Genomic DNA, 20,860 nt, shown 5'->3' on the forward strand with positions numbered 1-20,860 from the left:
TGTGTGTCGGCGAAAGGCCGTTCATGGCGACGTGAACGGCCTTTTATTTTTTTCGGTTTATCTTGTGGACGTTACTGACGCGATCTTTGACTAACGACTTTTCCCTTCCGATAAAGGCTTGCAATAGCTCTGAACGGCCTTACTTACGATTGAATTGATTCCATTAATGGGGAAATGAAATGTCAGGAACCCAACTCCTCCCGCAGGAACGCATTACGCTGCCGTTGCTCCCGCTGCGCGACGTAGTCGTTTTCCCGCATATGGTGATTCCGCTCTTCGTCGGGCGGCCCAAGTCGATCAAGGCCCTCGAAGCCGCGATGGAAGGCGGCAAGCACATCATGCTCGTCGCCCAGAAAACGGCGGCGAAAGATGAGCCGACCGAAAAGGACATGTACGAAGTAGGGTGTGTCGCCAACATCCTGCAAATGCTGAAGCTGCCTGACGGCACCGTAAAAGTGCTCGTCGAAGGGCTGCAGCGCGCGAAGACGCTCTCGATCGAAGAGCAGGAAACGCAGTTTTCATGCGATGTGATGCCGCTCGAGCCGGATCACGCTGACAGCGCTGAAACCGAAGCGCTGCGCCGCGCGATTGTTTCCCAGTTCGATCAGTACGTGAAGCTCAACAAGAAGATTCCGCCGGAGATCCTGACGTCGCTGTCGGGTATCGACGAAGCGGGTCGTCTTGCCGACACCATCGCCGCGCATCTGCCGCTCAAGCTCGATCAGAAGCAGCACATCCTCGAGATGTTCCCTGTGATCGAGCGCCTGGAGCATTTGCTCGCCCAGCTCGAAGCCGAAATCGACATCCTTCAGGTCGAGAAGCGCATTCGTGGGCGTGTGAAGCGCCAGATGGAAAAGAGCCAGCGCGAGTACTACCTGAACGAACAGGTCAAGGCCATCCAGAAGGAACTGGGCGAAGGCGAAGAGGGCGCGGACCTCGAAGAACTCGAGAAACGCATCACCGCCGCGCGCATGCCGAAGGAAGCCAAGAAGAAGGCCGATGCCGAGCTGAAGAAGCTGAAGCTCATGTCGCCGATGTCCGCGGAAGCGACCGTCGTGCGCAATTACATCGACACGCTGATCGGCCTGCCGTGGCGCAAGAAGAGCAAGGTCAACAACGACCTTTCGAACGCCGAGCGCGTGCTGGATGAAGACCACTTCGGCCTCGAGAAAGTGAAGGAACGCATTCTCGAGTACCTCGCGGTTCAACAACGCGTCGAGAAGGTGAAGGCGCCGATCCTGTGCCTCGTCGGGCCTCCCGGCGTCGGCAAGACCTCGCTCGGCCAGTCGATCGCGCGTGCGACGAACCGCAAGTTCGTGCGCATGGCGTTGGGCGGCGTGCATGACGAGTCCGAGATTCGCGGTCACCGTCGTACGTATATCGGCTCGATGCCCGGCAAGATCCTGCAAAGCCTCGCGAAGGTAGGCGTACGCAATCCGCTCTTCCTGCTCGACGAAGTCGACAAGATGGGCATGGATTTCCGCGGCGATCCTGCCTCTGCGTTGCTCGAAGTGCTCGACCCGGAACAGAACCACACGTTCGCGGACCACTACATCGAAGTGGACTTCGACCTGTCGGACGTAATGTTCGTGGCGACGTCGAACTCGCTGAACATTCCGCCGCCGCTGCTCGACCGGATGGAAGTCATCCGCCTGTCGGGTTACACGGAAGACGAGAAGGTCAGCATCGCGACGCGTTACCTGCTGCCGAAGCAGAAGCGCAACAACGGGCTGAAGGACGGTGAAATCGACGTCACGGAACAAGCCATCCGCGACATCATTCGTTACTACACGCGTGAAGCGGGCGTACGTTCGCTCGAGCGTGAAGTGTCGAAGATTTGCCGCAAGGTCGTGAAGATGTTGCTGCTGAAGAAGGCCGAAGGCGCCGTGAAGGTCGATGGCTCCAACCTCGACACCTTCCTCGGCGTGCGCAAGTACGACTTCGGTCTGGCCGCGAAGGACAACCAGATCGGTCAGGTAACGGGCCTTGCATGGACGGAAGTCGGCGGCGATCTGCTGACGATCGAAGCAGCGGTGATGCCCGGCAAGGGCGGCGTGATCCGCACGGGTTCGCTCGGCGACGTTATGAAGGAATCCGTCGAAGCGGCGCGTTCGGTGGTTCGCTCGCGTTCGCGTCGTCTCGGCATCACGGATGAGTCGTTCGAGAAGAAGGACATTCACATCCACGTGCCGGAAGGCGCGACGCCGAAGGACGGTCCGTCCGCCGGTATCGCGATGACCACGGCCCTGGTGTCGGTGTTGACGGGCATTCCGGTTCGCGCCGATGTTGCGATGACGGGCGAAATCACGTTGCGCGGCGAAGTGCTGCCGATCGGCGGGTTGAAGGAAAAGCTGCTGGCGGCGCATCGCGGCGGCATCAAGCTCGTGCTGATCCCCGAGGAGAACACGAAGGATCTGGCCGAGATTCCCGACAACGTGAAGAACGCCATCGAGATCGTGCCGGTTCGCTGGATCGATCGCGTGCTGGAACTGGCGCTCGAACGTACGCCGGAGTCGTTGCCTGAAGACGAAGCGAAGGCGACGCCGGTCGCGGCCGAACAGCAGAAGGACGCGCCTGCACCGGGCGAGGTCGTGAAGCACTGAGCGCTTCCTGCAACACGGTTCATCGCCGTGTCGTGTGATCGAAGCTAAAACCCGCGGGTGTATGCCCGCGGGTTTTTCTTTGGGCGCGCGGCTTTACCGAGGAGCTCTTCTAAAACGCCTCGAACCCGCACCGAATAAGGCTCAACCCTCGTTGACACGCTGCTTTCGGCTAAGTTAAATGAGCGCCGCATCCAATCATATCGAGATGCCATTCGCATCGATGCTGGACCAGATCGATTAAAACGTGCCAATACTGATTCGGGGATCACAATGAACAAGACGGAACTGATCGACCATATCGCGCAGCAAGCCGATATCTCCAAGGCCGCCGCCGGCCGAGCGCTCGAAGCGGTGATCGGCGGCGTAAGCGCAACGCTGAAGAAGGGCGGCACCGTGACGCTCGTCGGCTTCGGCACGTTCGCCGTCGGTAAGCGCACTGCGCGCACGGGCCGCAATCCGCGCACGGGCGACGCGATCAAGATCAAGGCCGCGAAGGTTCCGAAATTTCGCCCTGGCAAAGCGCTGAAGGATGCGCTAAACTAGCGGACTCGCTGGATGCGGCGCTTCTCAAAACGAAGCGTTAAGTTTAACGAGGCGCAAACCGAGTGAATTTGCGGACCGGGTGCTTAGCTCAGTTGGTAGAGCGGCGCCCTTACAAGGCGTAGGTCGGGAGTTCGAGCCTCTCAGCACCCACCAGGTCTCAGTTCATTGCGCGCTACCCAGGAGCGGTAGTTCAGTTGGTTAGAATACCGGCCTGTCACGCCGGGGGTCGCGGGTTCGAGTCCCGTCCGCTCCGCCAGAATCAAACAAAAAAGTCCTGCAAGCTGCATTGCTTGCGGGACTTTTTTGTTTTACGTGCGCTCGCGCTGTCGTTAAGAATACTAATGATTGCGTCAAAGAAGCACGGTTCCGAGCACTTGGATGCGCCGCCCAGGGCGGCATCCTGGGGCGCGACACCTTTAATTACAAGGATCAGCACGACAATTTCGCCTTGGGCAACGCAAATCCCACCCGCCTTTCGCCTTTTCCCCGCCCACTGTTGTAATATCGAGCGTTTTGTTATAACCACGCAGCGTTACGCATGCTCGACTTCTTCCGTAATCACCAGCGCCTGATGATGGCTCTGCTAATCCTGATCGTCGTGCCCGGTCTGGGCATGGTCGGGATTCAGGGCTTCAGCAACTATTTCGACGAGAGTTCCTACGTCGCCAGCGTGAATGGCCACAAGATCACGCGCGCCGAGTTCGACAGCGCCTTCCGTCAGCAAGTGGACCGCGCCCGCTCGATGCTCGGCGCACAGTTCGACGCCAAGATGTTCGACACGCCCGAGGCACGCGCCGCGATGGTCGACAGTCTCGTGCAGCAACGCGCGATGGCCGACGAAACGCAGCGTCTGCATCTGACCGCGTCGGATGACGCCGTGCGTCGCGCGCTGCTTTCCGATCCGGTGATTTCGTCGCTGAAGAAGCCCGACGGCAGCATCGACCTCGATCGCTACAAGCAACTGCTCGCGATGCAGGGCATGACGCCCGCGCAGTACGACGAGCGCATGCGCTACACGATCGCGACCGAGCAGATTCCGGGCAGCATCCAGGCGACTTCGTTCACGTCGAAGTCGCTCGCACAGAGCCTGACGGAACTTGCAGAGCAGAAGCGCTCGGTGCAAGGCCTGTCGCTGCGCACGGCCGATTACACCGCGAAGATCCAGCCGACCGACGCGCAGCTCACGGCATACTACGACGCGCATCGCAACGACTTCGCGACGCCCGAGACGGCCACGATCCAGTATCTCCTGCTGTCGCCGTCGACGGTCGCGGCGGCATCGAAGCCGAGTGACGCCGATCTCAAGAAGTATTACGACGAGAACATTCAGCGCTATCGGACGGAAGCGGAAGTGCGCGCGAGCCACATTCTCGTGAACGCGCCGAAGGACGCGAGCGCGGCCGACAAGGCGAAGGCGAAGCAGAAAGCCGAAGAACTGCTCGCGCAAGTCAAGGCTCATCCCGACCAGTTCGCGCAGATCGCGCAGAAGAACTCGGACGATCCTGGCTCGGCGAGCAAGGGCGGCGATCTCGGCTACTTCGCGCATGGGCAGATCGCGGGCGGCAAGGCATTCGACGATGCCGCATTCGGCCTGAAGAAGGGCGAGGTGAGCAATATCGTCGAATCGGATTTCGGCTATCACATCATCCAGGCGACCGACGTTAAGCCATCGGTCACAAGACCGTTCGACGAAGTGAAGGACTCGCTCGCGAAGGACTATGCGGCCCAGCAAGGCACGAAGGGCTTCGCGGAAGACGCGCAGGGCTTCACCGACCTCGTCTACGAGAAGGCGAAGTCGCTGCAACCCGCCGCGGACAAATACAAGCTCACGATCCAGACGGCGACGGTCGGCCCGAAGCCGAATCCGCAATTGCCACAGGACAATCCGCTCAACAATCCGAAGTTCCTCACGGCCGTCTTCGCGCCGGACGCGGTGAAGGATCGCAACAACACGCAGGCCATCGACGTCGGCAACAACACGCTGATTGCCGCGCGCGTGACCGACTACAAGGCGTCTTCCGTCCCGGCGTTCGACGTCGTAAAGGACGACGTCCGCAAGAAGGTGGTCGCGGAACTGGCCGCTGCGATGGCAAAGAAGGACGGCGAAGCGAAGCTGGCGGACCTGCAGAAGTCGAAGTCGGCCGATGGCTTCACGTCGCCGGTCACGGTCTCGCGTAACGACGCGCAAGGCTTGCCGCCCGCCGCGCTGAGCGCGATCTTCAAGGTGGACGCATCGAAACTTCCGGCTTATGTCGGCGTGGATCTCGGCGCGGACGGCTACGCGATTTATCGCGTGAACGGGATCGAAAAGGGTACGCCGGTCGCAGCCGATCGCCTCGCGGGCGCGCAGCAGCAGGTCGCGCAGGTCTACGCGCAGGCCGACATGGAGGCGTACATCAACGCGTTGAAGGCGCGCTCGAAGGTCAAGCTGAGCCAGGCGCCCCCGCCGTCGTCGTCGAACTGATCGATCCTGGCTTCATAAAAAAAGCCCCGCTTCCGAAAGAATGCGGGGCTTTTTTGTTTGGCATGCCGCCATGAGGCAGCAAGCAGCCGTCCGAGCTTCGGTTACAGGCAAGCCTGGATATCGCCGGTTGCCTGACTGCCGGCAGCGCCCGAGGCGCGGAAACCGACCCACGTGCCCGAACCCGACCATGCCGGGCGGACAATGGCCGCCGCGCCGGTCGGCGGTTGCTGGCCGGGCACGTACACGTCGACGGCCTGATCGTTCGCGAGCGTGTTCTGCGACACGACCTGCTGCTGCGACGAGTCCGCCCATTTCTGGGCGACGCATTGCGCGACGACCTTCGGCGCCTTCTGGCTCGTGCCGACTTGCTGCACACCGGCGGGCGGCTGAGCAGCACAGGCCGAAATCGCAACGGTCAGGGCGAGAAGAGGAATAAATTTCACGTGACCTCCTTGTAGAGTCGCTCACGACGAGCGGGGTTATAAGAGTTACGCGAAAGTCTCAGATATCTGAATCTTGGCCATGCTCCGCGTCGGTTGCTGAAGCTGTCGCGTCCGGCGTCTTCGTTAATGCGACGCACTGGCGCCCAGCAAGGGTTTCAAGGTTGGCCAGACGTTATCCAACAGCAAAGGCTGGGCCTGCACGGTCGGATGAATCTGGTCGGCCTGGAACATGGCAGGCTTGTCCGCGATGCCGGCAAGCAGAAACGGCACGAGCGGCACGTTCTTGTCCTTCGCGATACGCTCGTAGACCGCGTGGAACTTTTGCGTGTAGTCGGGGCCGTAATTGGGTGGAACGTACATGCCGATGAGTAAAACCTTCGCATGCGCGGCCTGCGATGCCTCGACGATGCTGCGCAGATTCGTCTCCGTCGTCGCGAGCGGCACGCCACGCAACGCGTCGTTCGCGCCGAGTTCGACGATTACGACAGCCGGCTTGATGCGCGACAGCACCGCGGTCAGACGCGCGCGCCCGCCGCTCGTGGTGTCGCCGCTGATGCTCGAATTGGCGACGCTATAATCGAAACGCTCCTTCGCCAGCTTCTCGCGCAGCAGATTCACCCAGCCAGTGTCGCGCGGCAGACCGTATTCGGCCGACAGACTATCGCCCAGCACGACGATTGCGGGCTTCGGTTGCGATGCCGCCCGCGCGTCTGCCGCGTGCGCGGTCGCACAACATGCCGCCATCAGCGCGGCGGTCGCAAAGCCGCGCAAGTTCTTTTTCAAGGTGTCCATGCAAAACAATATCGAGCCGGTCATCGAAGTTCGGGGATTAAGCAAGCGAGTGAAGGACGCAACGGGCGAACTCACGATTCTCGATCAGGTCGATCTGTCGATTGCGAAGGGTAGCAGCGTCGCGATCGTCGGAGCATCGGGCTCGGGCAAGTCGACATTGCTCGGCTTGCTCGCCGGATTGGACAGCGCGAGCGAGGGCTCGGTTCGTCTGCTTGGCAAGGAGTTGGCCACGTTGAACGAAGACGAACGCGCCGCGCTCAGAAGCGGCGCGGTCGGCTTCGTGTTCCAGTCGTTCCAGTTGATGCCGCATCTGACCGCGCTCGAGAACGTCATGCTGCCCCTCGAGTTGCGCGCTCAGACTCCGCACAGCGAAATCGCCGCGCGCGCCCGTTCGCTGCTCGATCAGGTCGGGCTGTCGCAACGCACCGGCCATTATCCGAAGCTGCTTTCCGGCGGCGAACAGCAGCGCGTCGCGCTCGCGCGCGCGTTCGTCACGCATCCTGTCGTGCTCTTCGCCGACGAACCCACCGGCAGCCTCGACGCCGCAACCGGCTGCGCAATCATCGACCTGATGTTCGAGATGAATCGGCGCAACGGCGCGACGCTCGTGCTGGTTACGCACGATCAGGAACTCGCCGAGCGTTGCGATGCCACGGTGACGATCGAAGCGGGGCGCCTCGTCAACGGTCTCGGCGTGTAAAAAAGCCCGCAACGCGCAAGCGTCGCGGGCCATCGACGACTACGGGAGCGTCAGCGCTTCAGCGCCTTGCGCGCACGCGCGATCAACGCCGATGTCGACGAGTCGTGCCTGGCCGGATCGACGCTCGCGGCAGTGATATCGGCCTCGACGACCTTGCCGAGAATCTTGCCGAGCTCAACGCCCCACTGATCGAACGAGTTGATGTCCCACACCGTGCCCTGCACGAGCACCTTGTGCTCGTAGAGCGCGATGAGCGCGCCGAGCGTCTGCGGCGTGAGGGCATCGAGCATGATGGTCGTGGTTGGCCGGTTGCCGGGGAAGCTCAGATGCGTCGCCAGTTCTTCCTTGCCAGGACCGGCAACCTTCTTTGCTTCTTCCAGCGTGCGGCCGAGCATCAGCGCTTCGCTCTGCGCAAAGCAGTTGGCGAGCAGCTTCGCGTGATGATCGACGAGCGGATGCTCCGGCGTCAGCACGGCGATGAAGTCGATCGGGATGAGCGTGGGGCCCTGATGCAGCATCTGGAAGAACGCGTGCTGGCCGTTCGTGCCCGGCTCGCCCCAGATGACGGCCGCCGTCGGATAGTCGACCATCTTGCCGTCGAGCCGCGCGGACTTGCCGTTGCTCTCCATCTCGAGCTGCTGGAGGTATGAAGGCAGATAGTGCAGCGCCTGCGAATACGGCGCCACCAGATCGCTCTGCGAGCCAAAAAAGTTGCGATACCAGATGCCGATCATGCCCATCAGCACGGGCAGGTTCCTGTCGAGCGGGGCGGTGCGGAAGTGCTCGTCCATCGCAGCCGCGCCTTGCAGGAGCGCGTCGAAATTTTTCGGGCCGACCGACAGCATGATCGAGAGACCCACCGCCGACCACAGCGAGTAACGGCCGCCGACCCAGTCCCACATCTCGAACACGTTTTCTTTCGCGATACCGAACTTGACGACTTCAGCCGGATTCGCCGAGACGCCAACGAAATGCTTCGACAACTGATCGTCGGGACAGCCGGACTTCAGGAACCAGTCGCGCATCGAATGCGCGTTGGTCATCGTCTCGAGCGTCGTGAAGGTCTTGGAGACGACGATCGCCAGCGTCTCCTCGGCGTCGACTTGCTGAAGGACGTTCCAGAGATCGGCGCCGTCGACGTTCGATACGAAGTGCGTGTCGAGATCCTTCGAAGCGAGATGATGCAGCGCATGCACGACCATCTTCGGTCCGAGGTCCGAGCCGCCGATACCGATGTTTACGACGTGACGGATGCGCTTGCCGCTATAGCCTTTCCATGAGCCGTCGCGCACGCGATCGGAGAAGGCGGCCATTTTGGCCTTTTCCTTCTGCACCTGCTCGTAGAAAGGCGCGTCGGGCGACTGCGCGCGCAGCGCGGTATGCAGCACCGCGCGATGTTCGGTGATGTTGACGATATCGCCACGGAACATCGCGTCGCGGCGTTCGGTGACCTTGGCCTGCTGGGCGACCTCGACGAGCAGCTTGAGCGTTTCGTCCTTGACGCGGTTCTTGGAGAAGTCGATTGCGAGGCCGCCGCCTTCGAAGGTCAAGCGCTCGGCGCGCGTCGGCGCGGTGTCGTTCTGAGGCCCGAACCAGTCGCGCAGGCGCTCGCCGGAGATGGCATCGTAATGCGACTGGAGCGCCGACCAGGCAGGAAGCGAATTGAGCATCGAGTTTTGGGTCATGAGCGGTCCGATAGTCTGAGAGTGACAGAGGAATACGTTCGTGCGATTGCGGCTCGGCTTGCCTGTGCGTGTCGTGTTTGGTGAACGCGACTAAACGGCCGCGGTTGCCCGAATCAAAAAAGAGTATAGCGACGATGCATGACCGGATGCTTGCAAAGCGTCACGGGGACTTCGCGGGCGTGCGCCCGCAAGCCTTCAGCTTCGCGCGTGCTGCGCGTAAAAGCGGCGGTTGATGAGACCGCGCACGGCCGGCGCGAGTTCGCCCGCGGTCAATCCCGCCGGGCCCATGCCGTCGTCGGTAAGTGTCTGCGCGGCAAGGCCATGCAGATAGACGCCCGCGAGCGCGGCTTCGTAGGCCGGCAGTTTCTGCGCGAGCAATGCTCCGATCAATCCGCCGAGCACGTCGCCGGTGCCGCCTGTCGCGAGACCGGCGTTGCCGGTTGGATTCACGCAGACACGTCCGTCGGACGACGCGATTACGGTGCCCGAGCCCTTGAGCACCGCGATCGCCGCATAGCGCGCGGCGAGCTGGCGCGCGGCGGCGATGCGGTCGGCCTGAACGGATTTCGCGTCAGTCTGCAAGAGACGCGCCGCTTCGAGCGGATGCGGCGTCAGGATGCACGGATCGCCCTTGGCGCCGCGTGTCGCGACGGCGGAGGCGAGCGCGTCGTCTTTGGCGACGAGATTGAGCGCGTCGGCATCGAGCAGCTTCGGGATGTCGAGCTTGAGCGCGTCCGCCAGCACGTTTTTCGCGCGCTCGCTCGTGCCCATGCCGCAGCCGATGGACAGCGCGTCCATCGTGTCGGGCGCGAAGCCGGCGGCGCGATGCAGCATCAGCTCGGGATGCGGCGGATCATAGGGCGGAAAGCCTTCGCCCAGAAACGCGACGTGAACCTTTCCCGCGCCGCCGTAGAGCGCCATGCGCGCGGCGAGAATCGGCGCGCCGCACATGCCGGTGTCGCCGCCGATGACCGCGAGCGAGCCGAACGTGCCCTTGTTGGTCGCGTTGTCGCGCGGCGGCATGCATGCGCCGAAGAGTGCGGGCGCGTTAAGCGTGATCGAAGGCGCGGTGCTCGAATCGACCTCCAGCGTCGACACGAAGAGCCGTCCCGTCAGATCGCGGCCTTGCGACGTGAAATGCCCCGGCTTCGCGCCGATGAACGTGATGGTGTCCGTCGCGCGCACGGCTTCGCCGCCGTTCACGGGTGTGCCGGTGTCGCTGTTCAGGCCGCTTGCGATGTCGAGCGCGAGCACGCGGCCTGAAGCGCTGGAACGGCGCGCCATGCGCGCGGCGATATCCGCGAATACGCCGTCGAGCGCGCGCGTGAGGCCGATGCCGAACATGCCGTCGACGAGCCAGCCGAAGCCGTCGAACGATGCGGGCGGCTGGCCGTCGATCGGCACGCCCGCAGCGCGCGCCGATTCGAGCGCCCAGCGTGCGTCGTCGGGCTTGACCTCGACCGGCATGCACACACGTACCGCAATGCCGGCGCGATGCAGTTGCTCCGCCATCACGAGCGCGTCGCCGCCGTTGTTGCCGGGGCCGGCCACGAGCCACACCGGCCGTGCGCGGGAGTCGGGATCGTTCTCGAGCACGTCGATGAGGCATTGCGCGGCGGCCGCCCCCGCGCGCGCCATCAGCGTGTGCGGCGGCAGCGCCGCAGCCGCACGCGCTTCGAGCGCGCGCAGCTCGGTAAGCGTCAGCAGCGCGAGGGGATCGTCTTTGGGGCTGAAGTAGGGTGAGCGGGCAGCGGTCATGGCGGCGGGCGGAAGGGCGCTTCGAGAATCGAGTCGGTCGGGAATCCGGCGTCGCCGCAGCAATCGTGCCCGTCGCGGCGGTGCGCGCCGCGCGGTGACTGCTGCTTGCTAGAAGCGCTCGATGCTCATCGCCGCGAGCGCGCTGGCGGGAATGTCGGGCGTAACGCCGGAGACGAGGTCCGCGATCACTTTAGCAGACCCGCATGCGAGGCCCCAGCCGGCCGGGCCGTGCGCCGCGTTGACGAAAAGCCGCGGATGGCGCGTCGCGCCGACGACCGGCAGCCCGTCGGCGGTGATCAGTCGCAAACCATCCCACGCGCGCGCGGCGGACACTCGCGCCGCGCCCGGAATCCAGTCGTGCGTGCCCTGACCGAGCAAATCGAGCGCGCGCCGGGCCAGCGTGGCGTCGAGCGGCTTGTCGGCTTTGGAGGCGCTCTGAAACACGCCCGCGCCGCCCACGCGCAGCCGCTGGTTCACGCGCGTCATCGTGATGCGCTTGATCGTATCGACGACCGTGAGATGCGGCACGCGCTCCTCATAGGCGACGGGCGCAGTCAGCGTGTGCACGCGCAGCGGAAAAAGCGAGGACGCCGACCGGATGCCGCCGATGAGCCCGGGCGTGCCGGTGCCCGCCGCGACGACGATCGCGTCCGCGGTGATCAGCTCGACCTCGGCGCTGCGCTTCTTGCCCTCGCTCGGATCGGCGAGCTCGACGGCGGCGCGCGCGCCGTCGAGCCGCACCGACGCGACGCTCCGGTGCATGCGGAACTGCACGCCATCGTCTTCGAGCACCTGCTTCAGTTGCTTGGTGAAAAGCGGGCAGTTCGCGGTGCGCTCCTCGGGCAGCAGCACGCCGCCCGCGAACTCGGGGTAGTCCGGCACGGAAGGTTCGACGGCGACGCATTCCTCGGGCGTCAGCAGCCGATACGGCACGCCGCAGCCCTTGAGCAGATCGATGGCCGGTTGCGCGTCTTCGAGCTCGCGCGGCTGCCGGAACACGTGCAGCATGCCGCGGCGTTGTTCGAAATCGAGTTCCAGGCGGCTTTCGATGTCCGCCAGCACGCGCCGCGACAGATCGACGAGCGGCTGCAGATGCGCGTACTGCGCAGCGAACGCCTCGGGATCGCGAAGCGCCGCGAGTTGCTTGATGAAATCGCGGGCGGCCGAGTCGAACCCGGTCTTGACCACCATGCCGCTTTGCTTCGAGCGGCTCGATGCCATGAAGGTCGGCCCGAACCAGGCATCGAGCGGCGATGGCAGCAGTGCGCCGCCCTGGCCGTAGGTGGCGCCTTGCGCGACGGTCGCGTGGCGCTCGATCACGCAAACGCGATGACCTGCCGCGTGCAACTGGCAGGCGGTGGCGATGCCGGCGATTCCTCCGCCGATGACGATGACATCCATGACTTTTTGTGCCCGAAGGCGCGAGATTGCAGTGCTGCGCGTGTGACGCGCGGGAGCGAAGCGCCCGACGCCGCGCGCCTTGACGGTAAAACGACGGATCCTGAAGCGCGGCTCGGCGCGCCGGACCCGAAGAGCGCGCCATGATAGCGCCAAAATCGTTTGCGAGGGACGGCAAGCCGCGCGGTCATGCGGTGCGCGACTCATCAAGTTTGCCCCGGCCTTGTGCGTCCAGGTGATTTCGGGATGAGAACCGATTGGGTTCGCCTCGCCGCGCGCCGCCGCACAGCGCCGGGACGGACCGCCCGGCCCGATTTCGAGACGCTTCCGGGTTATAATCGCGGTCTTCCTTTCGCCTCACGCCGTTTTGCGCGCTCGAGTCCGAATTTGCGATTTTTTCGATTCGCAAAAAAGCGAGCGTCGCGCGAGCGGCACACAGACGTCATCGACGCACCGTCACAATGGCCCACTTCTCGTGTTTCCCCGGCGCTTCGGCCCTCTCCGATTTTCGTCAAACCCGCCTTCTCGAAACGCTCGCCCGCATCGACGCGAATATCGTCGGCGTGCGCGGTCAGTTCCTGCATTTCGTCAACGCGTCCGAGCCGCTCACCGACGATGACAACAGCCGCATCGATGCGCTGATGCACTACGGCGCGCCTTTCGACGCATCGCAGGAGCGCGGCCAGGTCGAGACCTTCCTGGTCGTGCCGCGCTTCGGCACGGTTTCGCCGTGGGCGAGCAAGGCGACCGACATCGCGCATCACTGCGGGCTCGATAAGGTGCGGCGCATCGAGCGCGGCGTCGAGTACTCGGTCATCATGAAAAGCGGCTTTCTCGGCGGCAAGAAGGCGCTGTCGGACGAAGCGCGCGCCGCCGTCGCGGATGCGTTGCACGACCGCATGACGGAAAGCGTCGCGGCATCGCGCGATCAGGCGCTGCATCTCTTCGATGAACTGCCCGCCAAGCCCTTGCAGACGGTCGATATCATCGGCGCGGGACGCAAGGCGCTCGAAGCCGCGAACACCGAACTCGGCCTCGCGCTCGCGGAAGACGAAATCGATTATCTGGTGAACGCATTCGAAGGGCTGAAGCGCAATCCGACCGACGTCGAACTGATGATGTTCGCGCAGGCCAACAGCGAACACTGCCGCCACAAGATCTTCAACGGCGAGTGGACCATCGACGGCGAGAAGCAGGACATGTCGCTGTTCCAGATGATCCGCAATACCGAAAAGCTGAATCACGAAGGCACGATCGTCGCGTATTCGGACAACTCGGCGATCATGCGCGGCGGCATCGCGCAGCGCTGGTTCCCGCGCGGTCGCGACGAGCAGTATCAGCGTCATGTGGAACTGACCCACACGCTGATGAAGGTCGAGACGCACAATCACCCGACCGCGATTTCCCCGTTCGCGGGCGCGGCGACGGGCTCCGGCGGCGAAATCCGCGACGAAGGCGCGACGGGCCGCGGCGCGCGTCCGAAGGCCGGTCTTGCCGGCTTCACCGTGTCGAACCTCGATTTGCCCGGCGCGCGCGAAATGTGGGAAAACGATCGCGATGCCGCGGTGCCGCTCGCATCGCGCAATCCGGCCGACCAGAACGAGCCATACGGCCGGCCCGACCGCATCGCCTCGCCGTTGCAGATCATGATCGACGGGCCGATCGGCGCCGCGGCCTTCAACAACGAATTCGGCCGGCCGAACCTCGGCGGCTATTTCCGCACCTACGAGCAGAACGTCGCGGGCCGCGTGCGCGGCTATCACAAGCCGATCATGATCGCGGGCGGCATCGGCAATATTTCGGACCAGCACACGCACAAGAACGATCTGCCGGCCGGCACGCTGCTGATCCAGATCGGCGGTCCGGGCATGCGCATCGGCATGGGCGGCGGCGCGGCGTCGTCGATGGCGACCGGCGCGAACACCGCCGAGCTCGACTTCGATTCGGTCCAGCGCGGCAATCCGGAAATCCAGCGCCGCGCGCAGGAAGTCATCAACACCTGCTGGCAGATGGGCGAGGGCAATCCGATCCTGTCGATTCACGATGTCGGCGCGGGCGGCATTTCGAACGCCTTCCCGGAGCTCGTCGATGGCGCGGGCAGAGGCGCGCGCTTCGAGCTGCGCAAGGTCCAGCTCGAAGAAAGCGGTCTCTCGCCGCGCGAAATCTGGTCGAACGAAGCGCAGGAACGTTATGTCCTCGCGATCTCGCCCGCCGATCTGCCCGCGTTTCAGGCGATCTGCGAACGCGAACGCTGCCCGGTGGCAGTCGTTGGCGTGGCGACCGAAGAGCGGCAGTTGAAGCTGATCGACGAAGCGAACGAAGGTCAGGAACCCGTCGATATGCCGATGGACGTGCTGCTCGGCAAGCCGCCCAAGATGCATCGCGACGTGAAGCGCGAGCACGCGCAGTTCACGCCGGTCGACGTGACCGGTCTGCCGCTGTCGGCGGTGGCGGTCGATGTGCTTAAGCATCCCACGGTCGCGAGCAAGTCGTTCCTCATAACCATCGGCGACCGCTCGGTCGGCGGTACGACCGCGCGTGATCAGTTCGTCGGCCCGTGGCAGGTGCCCGTGGCCGATTGCGCCGTCACGACGATGGACTACGCAGGCTTTCGCGGCGAAGCGATGACGATGGCCGAGCGCACGCCGCTCGCCGTCATCGACGCACCCGCATCGGGACGCATGGCGGTGGGCGAAGCGGTGACGAACATTGCCTCCGCGCCGATCGAATCGCTGAACAAGCTGAAGCTGTCGGCGAACTGGATGGCCGCGTGCGGCAGCGCGGGTGAAGATGCCGCGCTCTATGAAACGGTGAAGGCGATCGGCATGGAGCTGTGTCCGGCGCTCGGCATCAGCATTCCGGTCGGCAAGGATTCACTGTCCATGCGCACCAAGTGGCAGGACGCGCGCGGCGGTGCCCGCGAAGTCGTGTCGCCGGTGTCGCTGATCATCTCGGCGTTCGCGCCCGTGGAAGACGTGCGCCGTCATCTGACGCCGCAGCTCGTCAATGACGCCAACACGGTGCTGATCGCGATCGATCTGGGCCGCGGCCGCAACCGCATGGGTGGCAGCATCCTCGCGCAGGTGACGCAGCAGGTCGGCGATGCGGTGCCCGACGTCGACGACCCCGAGGATCTGAAGCGTTTCTTCGCCGCGATCCAGGCGCTCAACGCCGAAGGCAAGCTGCTCGCCTACCATGACCGCTCCGATGGCGGCCTGTGGGCGACGGTCTGCGAAATGGCGTTTGCGGGTCATGTTGGCGTGTCGCTGAACGTCGACATGCTGATGCTCGACGCCGAACACGAATCCGATTACGGCGACGCGAAGGACTGGGCGAAGCAGACGAGCGGCCGACGCGACGACCGCACGATCCGCGCGCTGTTCTCGGAAGAACTCGGCGCGGTGGTGCAGGTGCGCGCATCGGACCGCGACGCGGTGCTCGCCGCGCTGCGCGAGCATGGCTTGTCGGCGTGCTCGCATGTGATCGGCAAGCCGAACGAGAGCGGCGCGATCGAGATCTATCGCGACGCGAAGAAGATTTTCGATGCACCGCGCGTCGAGCTGCACCGCGCGTGGAGCGAAGTGAGCTGGCGCATCGCGCGTCTGCGCGACAACCCGGCCTGCGCGGATGCCGAATACGACGCGCTGCTCGATGCCGCCGATCCGGGCCTTTCGCCTCAGCTAACCTTCGATCCGGCCGAAGACGTCGCCGCGCCGTTCATCGCGACGGGAAAACGTCCGCGTGTCGCGATTCTGCGCGAGCAGGGCGTGAACTCGCACCTCGAAACAGCTTACGCATTCGACCGTGCCGGCTTCGACGCGCACGACGTCCACATGAGCGATCTGCTCGAGGGCCGCGCGACGCTCGCCGACTTCGCGGGCGCGGTCGCGTGCGGCGGCTTCTCATACGGCGATGTGCTGGGCGCGGGCGAGGGCTGGGCGAAGACGATCCGCTTCAATCAACGCCTCGCCGACATGTTCGCCGCGTTCTTCGGCCGCGGCGACACCTTCGCGCTCGGCATCTGCAACGGCTGCCAGATGATGTCGAGTCTCGCGTCGATCATTCCGGGCGCGGAAAACTGGCCGAAGTTCACGCGCAACAAGTCGGAGCAGTTCGAGGCGCGCTTCTCGCTCGTCGAGGTCGAGCGTTCGCCGTCGATCTTCTTCGCCGGCATGGAAGGCTCGCGCATTCCGGTGGCGGTCGCGCACGGCGAAGGTTTCGCCGACTTCTCGCAGCAGGGCGATCAGGCGCAGGCGCTTGTCGCGATGCGCTACGTCGATCATCGCGGCAATGCGACGGAGCAATATCCGTTCAATCCGAACGGCTCGCCGCAGGGCATCACGTCCGTGACGACGCCCGATGGCCGCTTCACCGTGCTGATGCCGCACATGGAGCGCGTGCATCGCAACGTGCAGATGAGCTGGACGCCCGATGACTGGACCACCGACGGCAGCCCGTGGCTGCGGGCCTTCCAGAACGCGCGACGCTTCCTCGGCTGATTGCGAAGGCGTCGGACGAAACACCCCGAGGGGTGTTTCGTTTTTTTAGCGCTAGCCAGAAGCAACAAAGCCGCCCGAGGGCGGCTTTGTCATGGCTCGCAGATGGCGAACGGAAGGATCGAGCAAGCGCGCTTACTTGATCACCGCTTTGCTGCGCAGACCTTCTTCGAACGCCTGCAGTTTTTCCTGCTGGATCTGCTGCGCGATCTGCGTCTTGACCTGATCGAGCGGCGGCGGGGCGACTTCGCGCGAATCGTCCAGGCGGATGACGTGCCAGCCGAACTGCGTCTTCACCGGCGCCGGCGTCACTTCTCCCTTCTTCAGCTTCTCCGCGGCCGCGCCGAATTCCGGCACATAAGCCGAAGGCGACGACCAGTCCAGATCGCCGCCATTCTTGCCCGATCCCGGGTCTTTCGAATATTGCTTGGCGAGATCCTCGAAGCTCGCGCCCGCCTTGATCTTCGCGATCAGGTCCTTCGCCTGCGCTTCGTCTTCGACGAGGATGTGATGCAGATGCAGTTCCTTGCCGCCGCCGTTCTGCTTGACGAGCTGGTCATAGCGCGCCTTGATCTCGGCGTCGGTCGGCGTGTTCTTCTTCACGAAGTCTTCGATGAGCGCGCGCAGCACGACGGTCTGCTGCGCCACCGCGACCTGCGCCTTGACATCGGGGCGCGTCGCGACGCCTTCGCGCGCGGCTTCCTGCATCAGGATTTCGCGGTTGATGAGTTCCTCGCGCACAGCTTGCTGAAGCTGCGGCGAATTCTGCTGACCCTGCGCGACGAGCTGCTTCACGAGCGCATCGGCGCGCGACGTGGGAATCGGCGTGCCGTTGACGACGGCGACGTTTTGCGCAAAGGCGGGCGCAGCCGCGAACGCAGCCAGCAACACCCAGACGCGGGTTTTTTTCAAAGTCATCGGAGGTTCCTAACTGAACAAACAGACGCCTTTAAAGGCGAGTTTCAAGAAGCAAGGCTTAAGCGGTGACGCGCGCGCGTGTCTATTCGAATTGTTCTGCGAACTCCTGCGGCGTGTAAGCCCGGATCGCGAGCGCGTGCACGCCGCGCCGCATTTCCTCGGCCAGCGCATCATACACCAGTCGATGCCGCGCCACGCGCGCCTTGCCGGCGAAGCACGCCGCGACGATCGTCACCGTGTAGTGGCTGCCGGCGGCCGCGCCGGCGTGGCCCGCGTGCGCGGCGCTGTCGTCGTCGATATGCACCGACTGCGGTTGCAATGCCTCGGTCAGACGCGCTTCGAGATGCCTGATCTTGTCGTTCGCCGACGCGCTCATGAAATCGAACGATGCGCTCATTGTCCGTCCTCCTTCATGTACTTCGCGAGCCAGAAGCTCTGCAAGACGATGAACACGACGAGACAGCCCGTCGCGCCGAAGAGCTTGAAATTCACCCACTGATCCGTGGTGAAGTTGTACGCGACGAAAAGGTTCACGATGCCGAGCAGCGCGAAGAACACCGCCCACGCGAGATTCAGTTGTCCCCACACGCGATGCGGCAGCACGATCTGCTTGCCCATCATCGCCTCGATCAGATTCTTTTTGAAGCCGATTTGCGCGACGATCAGCGCGAACGCGAACAGCCAGTAGAGCGCTGTCGGCTTCCATTTGATGAAGGTGTCGTTGTGCAGCACGAGCGTCGCGCCGCCGAATACGACGACGACGCCGAGACTGACCCACAGCATCGGATCGACCTTGCGATGACGGAACGCGACCCAGGCGATCTGAACGAGCGTCGCCGCGATCGCGACCGCCGTCGCGGTGTAAATTCCCCAGACCTTGAATGCGACGAAAAAAAGAATGATCGGAAACAGATCGAACAGAAATTTCATTGGCGTCCGGACGTGATGGGCATCGGATGGATGCGAGGCGCATGAGGAAAGAACGCCCGCTCGAACGGGAGCGGGCGCCGGTACGGCTTGATGCACGGTCGCTCCCCGGAGCGCGCGTGCCGGGCTCGCGCTTACTTGGGTTCGAATTGTAGCGCAGCCGAGTTGATGCAATACCGCAGACCGGTCGGCGCGGGGCCGTCCTCGAATACGTGGCCGAGGTGCGCGCCGCAGTTCTTGCACAGCACTTCGATGCGAAGCATGCCGTGCGAGCGGTCGGTTTTCTCCTGGATCACTTCGCCGTTGATCGGCTTGAAATAGCTCGGCCAGCCGCAGCCGGCATCGAACTTTGTGGCGGATTCGAAAAGCGGCGTACCGCAGCAGACGCAATCATAGACGCCGCGCTCGTCGTGATCCCAGTATTTGCCGGTGAACGGACGCTCGGTGACGGCGTGGCGCGTGACCTGATACTGCATGTCGTCGAGTTCGCGGCGATAGGTGGCGTCGTCCTTTTGCAGCGGATAGCTCGTCGGGGTGTCGTCGTGGCTCATGTCTTTCCTTTGGTCTGGCCGGGAAGGCCGTGTATATGAGGGCGATCCTACGAAGAGCAACTGACTTCGAGGTCGCTCGCCCAGTTGGGCGGCAGGCCGGCATAGGCCTCATAGTGGGGCTGTTCGTCGTACGGATGGCGCAGTACGTCCAGCAGGCGCTCCACTTCTGAAAAGTCCTTCTCGGCCGCGCGGCGGATCGCCTGTTCCGCCAGATGATTGCGCAGCACGTATTTCGGATTCACGCGATTCATGGCCTCGGCGCGTGCGGCGTCGTCGCGCGGCTCGTGCGCCAGGCGCTCGCGATACTGCGCGGCCCACGCATCGAACGCGGCGCGGTCGAGGAACAGATCGCGCACGGGTGCGTCGTGGCTCGCGTCCGATTTCGAAAGCTTCGACAAGTTACGGAACGTGAGCGTGAAGTCCGTGCGGTTCGCATGCATGATTTCGAAGAGGCCGTTGGCGAGCTTGTCGTCGCCGTCGCGCTCGATAGCGAGCCCGAGCTTCGCGCGCATCTTAGCGACGAGCGCGGGCCCGAAACGATCCTTGTATCGCTCCATCACTTTCTGCGCTTCTTCGACCACGCGCTCGGCGCGTCCTTCCTCCGGCAGGTTCTCGCCGAAGAGCGGGACGAGCGCCTGCGCGAGACAGAAGAGGTTCCAGTACGCCACTTGCGGCTGGCGGCCATAGGAATAGCGGCCCTGCGTATCCGAGTGATTGCAGATGTGATGCGCGTTGAAGGCGTCCATGAAACCGAACGGGCCGTAGTCGATCGTGAGGCCGAGAATCGACATGTTGTCGGTGTTCATCACGCCGTGGCAGAAGCCGACGCCTTGCCATTGCGCCATGAGATCGGCGGTGGAGCGCACGGCTTCGCCGAGCAGCGCGAGGTAGGGATCGTCGGCGTCGCGGCAATGCGGATGGAAACGGTCGATCACGTGATCGGCGAGCGTCCTCAGATCGTCGATGCGATCGTTCGCATAAAAGTGCTCGAAATGGCCGAAGCGCACGAAGCTCGGCGACACGCGCGTGACGATCGCCGCCGTTTCGATGGTCTCGCGGCGCACCGGCAGATCCGAGCCGATGACGGTGAGCGCGCGCGTCGTCGGAATGCCGAGATGGTGCATCGCTTCCGAGCACAGAAACTCGCGGATCGAGGAACGCAGCACTGCGCGGCCGTCGCCCATGCGCGAGTAGGGCGTGCGTCCCGCGCCCTTCAACTGCACTTCGAGGCGCTCGCCGGCGCTGACTTCGCCTAGCGTGAGCGCGCGGCCGTCGCCCAGTTGACCCGCCCATACGCCGAACTGGTGACCCGAATACACGGCGGCATAGGGCAGCGATTCGCCCGGCCAGTCGCGCGTCGGATTGCCGGCGAAGTATGCGGCGAATTCATTTGATTCGGCGCCGGTGGCGACGATCGGATCGAAACCGAGCGATTCGGCCATCTCGCGCGAAAGCCCGACGAGATACGGATCGGGCACCGGGGCGGCGGGAAGACGCGTGAGAAACGCGTTGCCGAGCGCAGCGAACGAACCGGGTTCACCGACTCGAATCGCGCCGGCGATTTCGCTCATGGAACGCGCCT

15 protein-coding genes and 2 tRNA genes are annotated in these 20,860 nt (G+C 63.8%); 7 read left to right on the top strand and 10 right to left on the bottom strand.

Annotation, left to right across the window (positions count from 1 at the left end):
- Positions 1–179: 179 nt before the first annotated feature.
- From lon to NCS58_RS07385, 5 genes are all read left to right on the top strand, one after another.
- Positions 180–2,603 carry an endopeptidase La gene (gene lon, locus NCS58_RS07365; RefSeq protein ID WP_061117374.1) on the top strand — a complete coding sequence of 808 codons (2,424 nt, stop codon included), beginning with the start codon at positions 180–182 and terminating at the stop codon, positions 2,601–2,603.
- A 216-nt stretch (positions 2,604–2,819) separates the two neighbouring features.
- Entirely contained in the window at positions 2,820–3,146 is a 327-nt protein-coding gene (locus NCS58_RS07370; RefSeq protein WP_311394663.1) for an HU family DNA-binding protein, read from the top strand.
- 77 nt (positions 3,147–3,223) lie between these two features.
- Positions 3,224–3,299: transfer RNA gene (locus NCS58_RS07375), tRNA-Val, on the top strand.
- 26 nt (positions 3,300–3,325) lie between these two features.
- Positions 3,326–3,402 (top strand) — tRNA-Asp (locus tag NCS58_RS07380).
- Between the two features lie 282 nt (positions 3,403–3,684).
- The gene (locus tag NCS58_RS07385) at positions 3,685–5,610 is read left to right on the top strand and encodes a SurA N-terminal domain-containing protein (protein ID WP_250476617.1); all 1,926 of its coding nucleotides are present in this window, start codon (positions 3,685–3,687) and stop codon (positions 5,608–5,610) included.
- A gap of 101 nt (positions 5,611–5,711) precedes the next feature.
- Here the strand turns inward: NCS58_RS07385 and NCS58_RS07390 are convergent, their stop codons facing one another.
- Positions 5,712–6,053: a hypothetical protein gene (locus tag NCS58_RS07390; protein WP_061117372.1), complete on the bottom strand. Its 342-nt coding sequence runs from the start codon at positions 6,051–6,053 to the stop codon at positions 5,712–5,714.
- 123 nt (positions 6,054–6,176) lie between these two features.
- Positions 6,177–6,845: an arylesterase gene (locus tag NCS58_RS07395; protein ID WP_284502160.1), complete on the bottom strand. Its 669-nt coding sequence runs from the start codon at positions 6,843–6,845 to the stop codon at positions 6,177–6,179.
- Here NCS58_RS07395 and NCS58_RS07400 point away from each other — a divergent pair.
- A complete protein-coding gene (locus NCS58_RS07400; protein WP_409219263.1) occupies positions 6,730–7,545 on the top strand; it encodes an ABC transporter ATP-binding protein in 816 nt (271 codons plus the stop codon). The two genes, NCS58_RS07395 and NCS58_RS07400, sit on opposite strands and share 116 nt — an antisense overlap.
- A gap of 50 nt (positions 7,546–7,595) precedes the next feature.
- Here NCS58_RS07400 and pgi read toward each other — a convergent pair whose 3' ends face one another.
- The 3 genes from pgi to NCS58_RS07415 form a co-directional block, all read right to left on the bottom strand.
- Positions 7,596–9,230, bottom strand: coding sequence for a glucose-6-phosphate isomerase (pgi, locus tag NCS58_RS07405; protein WP_250476618.1), 1,635 nt, complete (start codon positions 9,228–9,230; stop codon positions 7,596–7,598).
- A 195-nt stretch (positions 9,231–9,425) separates the two neighbouring features.
- Complete coding sequence (locus NCS58_RS07410) at positions 9,426–10,988, bottom strand: NAD(P)H-hydrate dehydratase (RefSeq protein WP_250476619.1); 1,563 nt, start codon at positions 10,986–10,988, stop codon at positions 9,426–9,428.
- Between the two features lie 108 nt (positions 10,989–11,096).
- Positions 11,097–12,389, bottom strand: a complete 1,293-nt coding sequence (locus NCS58_RS07415) for an FAD-dependent oxidoreductase (RefSeq protein WP_250538190.1) — start codon at positions 12,387–12,389, stop codon at positions 11,097–11,099.
- A 458-nt stretch (positions 12,390–12,847) separates the two neighbouring features.
- Between NCS58_RS07415 and purL the strand changes: the two genes are divergently transcribed.
- Positions 12,848–16,885 (top strand): phosphoribosylformylglycinamidine synthase, encoded by a 4,038-nt coding sequence (gene purL / locus NCS58_RS07420; RefSeq protein ID WP_250538191.1) that lies wholly within the window; start codon positions 12,848–12,850, stop codon positions 16,883–16,885.
- A 132-nt stretch (positions 16,886–17,017) separates the two neighbouring features.
- On the opposite strand, the gene NCS58_RS07425 is transcribed toward purL, so the two are convergent.
- The 5 genes from NCS58_RS07425 to NCS58_RS07445 all read right to left on the bottom strand — a co-directional run bounded on the left by NCS58_RS07425 (position 17,018) and on the right by NCS58_RS07445 (position 20,849).
- The gene (locus NCS58_RS07425) at positions 17,018–17,800 is read right to left on the bottom strand and encodes a peptidylprolyl isomerase (protein ID WP_061117365.1); all 783 of its coding nucleotides are present in this window, start codon (positions 17,798–17,800) and stop codon (positions 17,018–17,020) included.
- 82 nt (positions 17,801–17,882) lie between these two features.
- On the bottom strand, positions 17,883–18,197 hold the full coding sequence (locus tag NCS58_RS07430; RefSeq protein WP_250476622.1) for a BolA family transcriptional regulator: 315 nt from the start codon (positions 18,195–18,197) through the stop codon (positions 17,883–17,885).
- The gene (locus NCS58_RS07435; RefSeq protein WP_250476623.1) at positions 18,194–18,730 is read right to left on the bottom strand and encodes a septation protein A; all 537 of its coding nucleotides are present in this window, start codon (positions 18,728–18,730) and stop codon (positions 18,194–18,196) included. Before NCS58_RS07435 ends, NCS58_RS07430 begins: the two co-directional genes overlap by 4 nt.
- A gap of 131 nt (positions 18,731–18,861) precedes the next feature.
- Positions 18,862–19,278 (bottom strand): peptide-methionine (R)-S-oxide reductase MsrB, encoded by a 417-nt coding sequence (msrB, locus tag NCS58_RS07440; RefSeq protein WP_061117362.1) that lies wholly within the window; start codon positions 19,276–19,278, stop codon positions 18,862–18,864.
- A gap of 47 nt (positions 19,279–19,325) precedes the next feature.
- The gene (locus NCS58_RS07445; RefSeq protein ID WP_250476649.1) at positions 19,326–20,849 is read right to left on the bottom strand and encodes a YdiU family protein; all 1,524 of its coding nucleotides are present in this window, start codon (positions 20,847–20,849) and stop codon (positions 19,326–19,328) included.
- Between the last annotated feature and the right edge of the window lie 11 nt (positions 20,850–20,860).

The organism is Caballeronia sp. INML3B, from assembly GCF_023631305.1.
GTDB classification, from domain to species: Bacteria; Pseudomonadota; Gammaproteobacteria; order Burkholderiales; family Burkholderiaceae; genus Caballeronia; species Caballeronia turbans.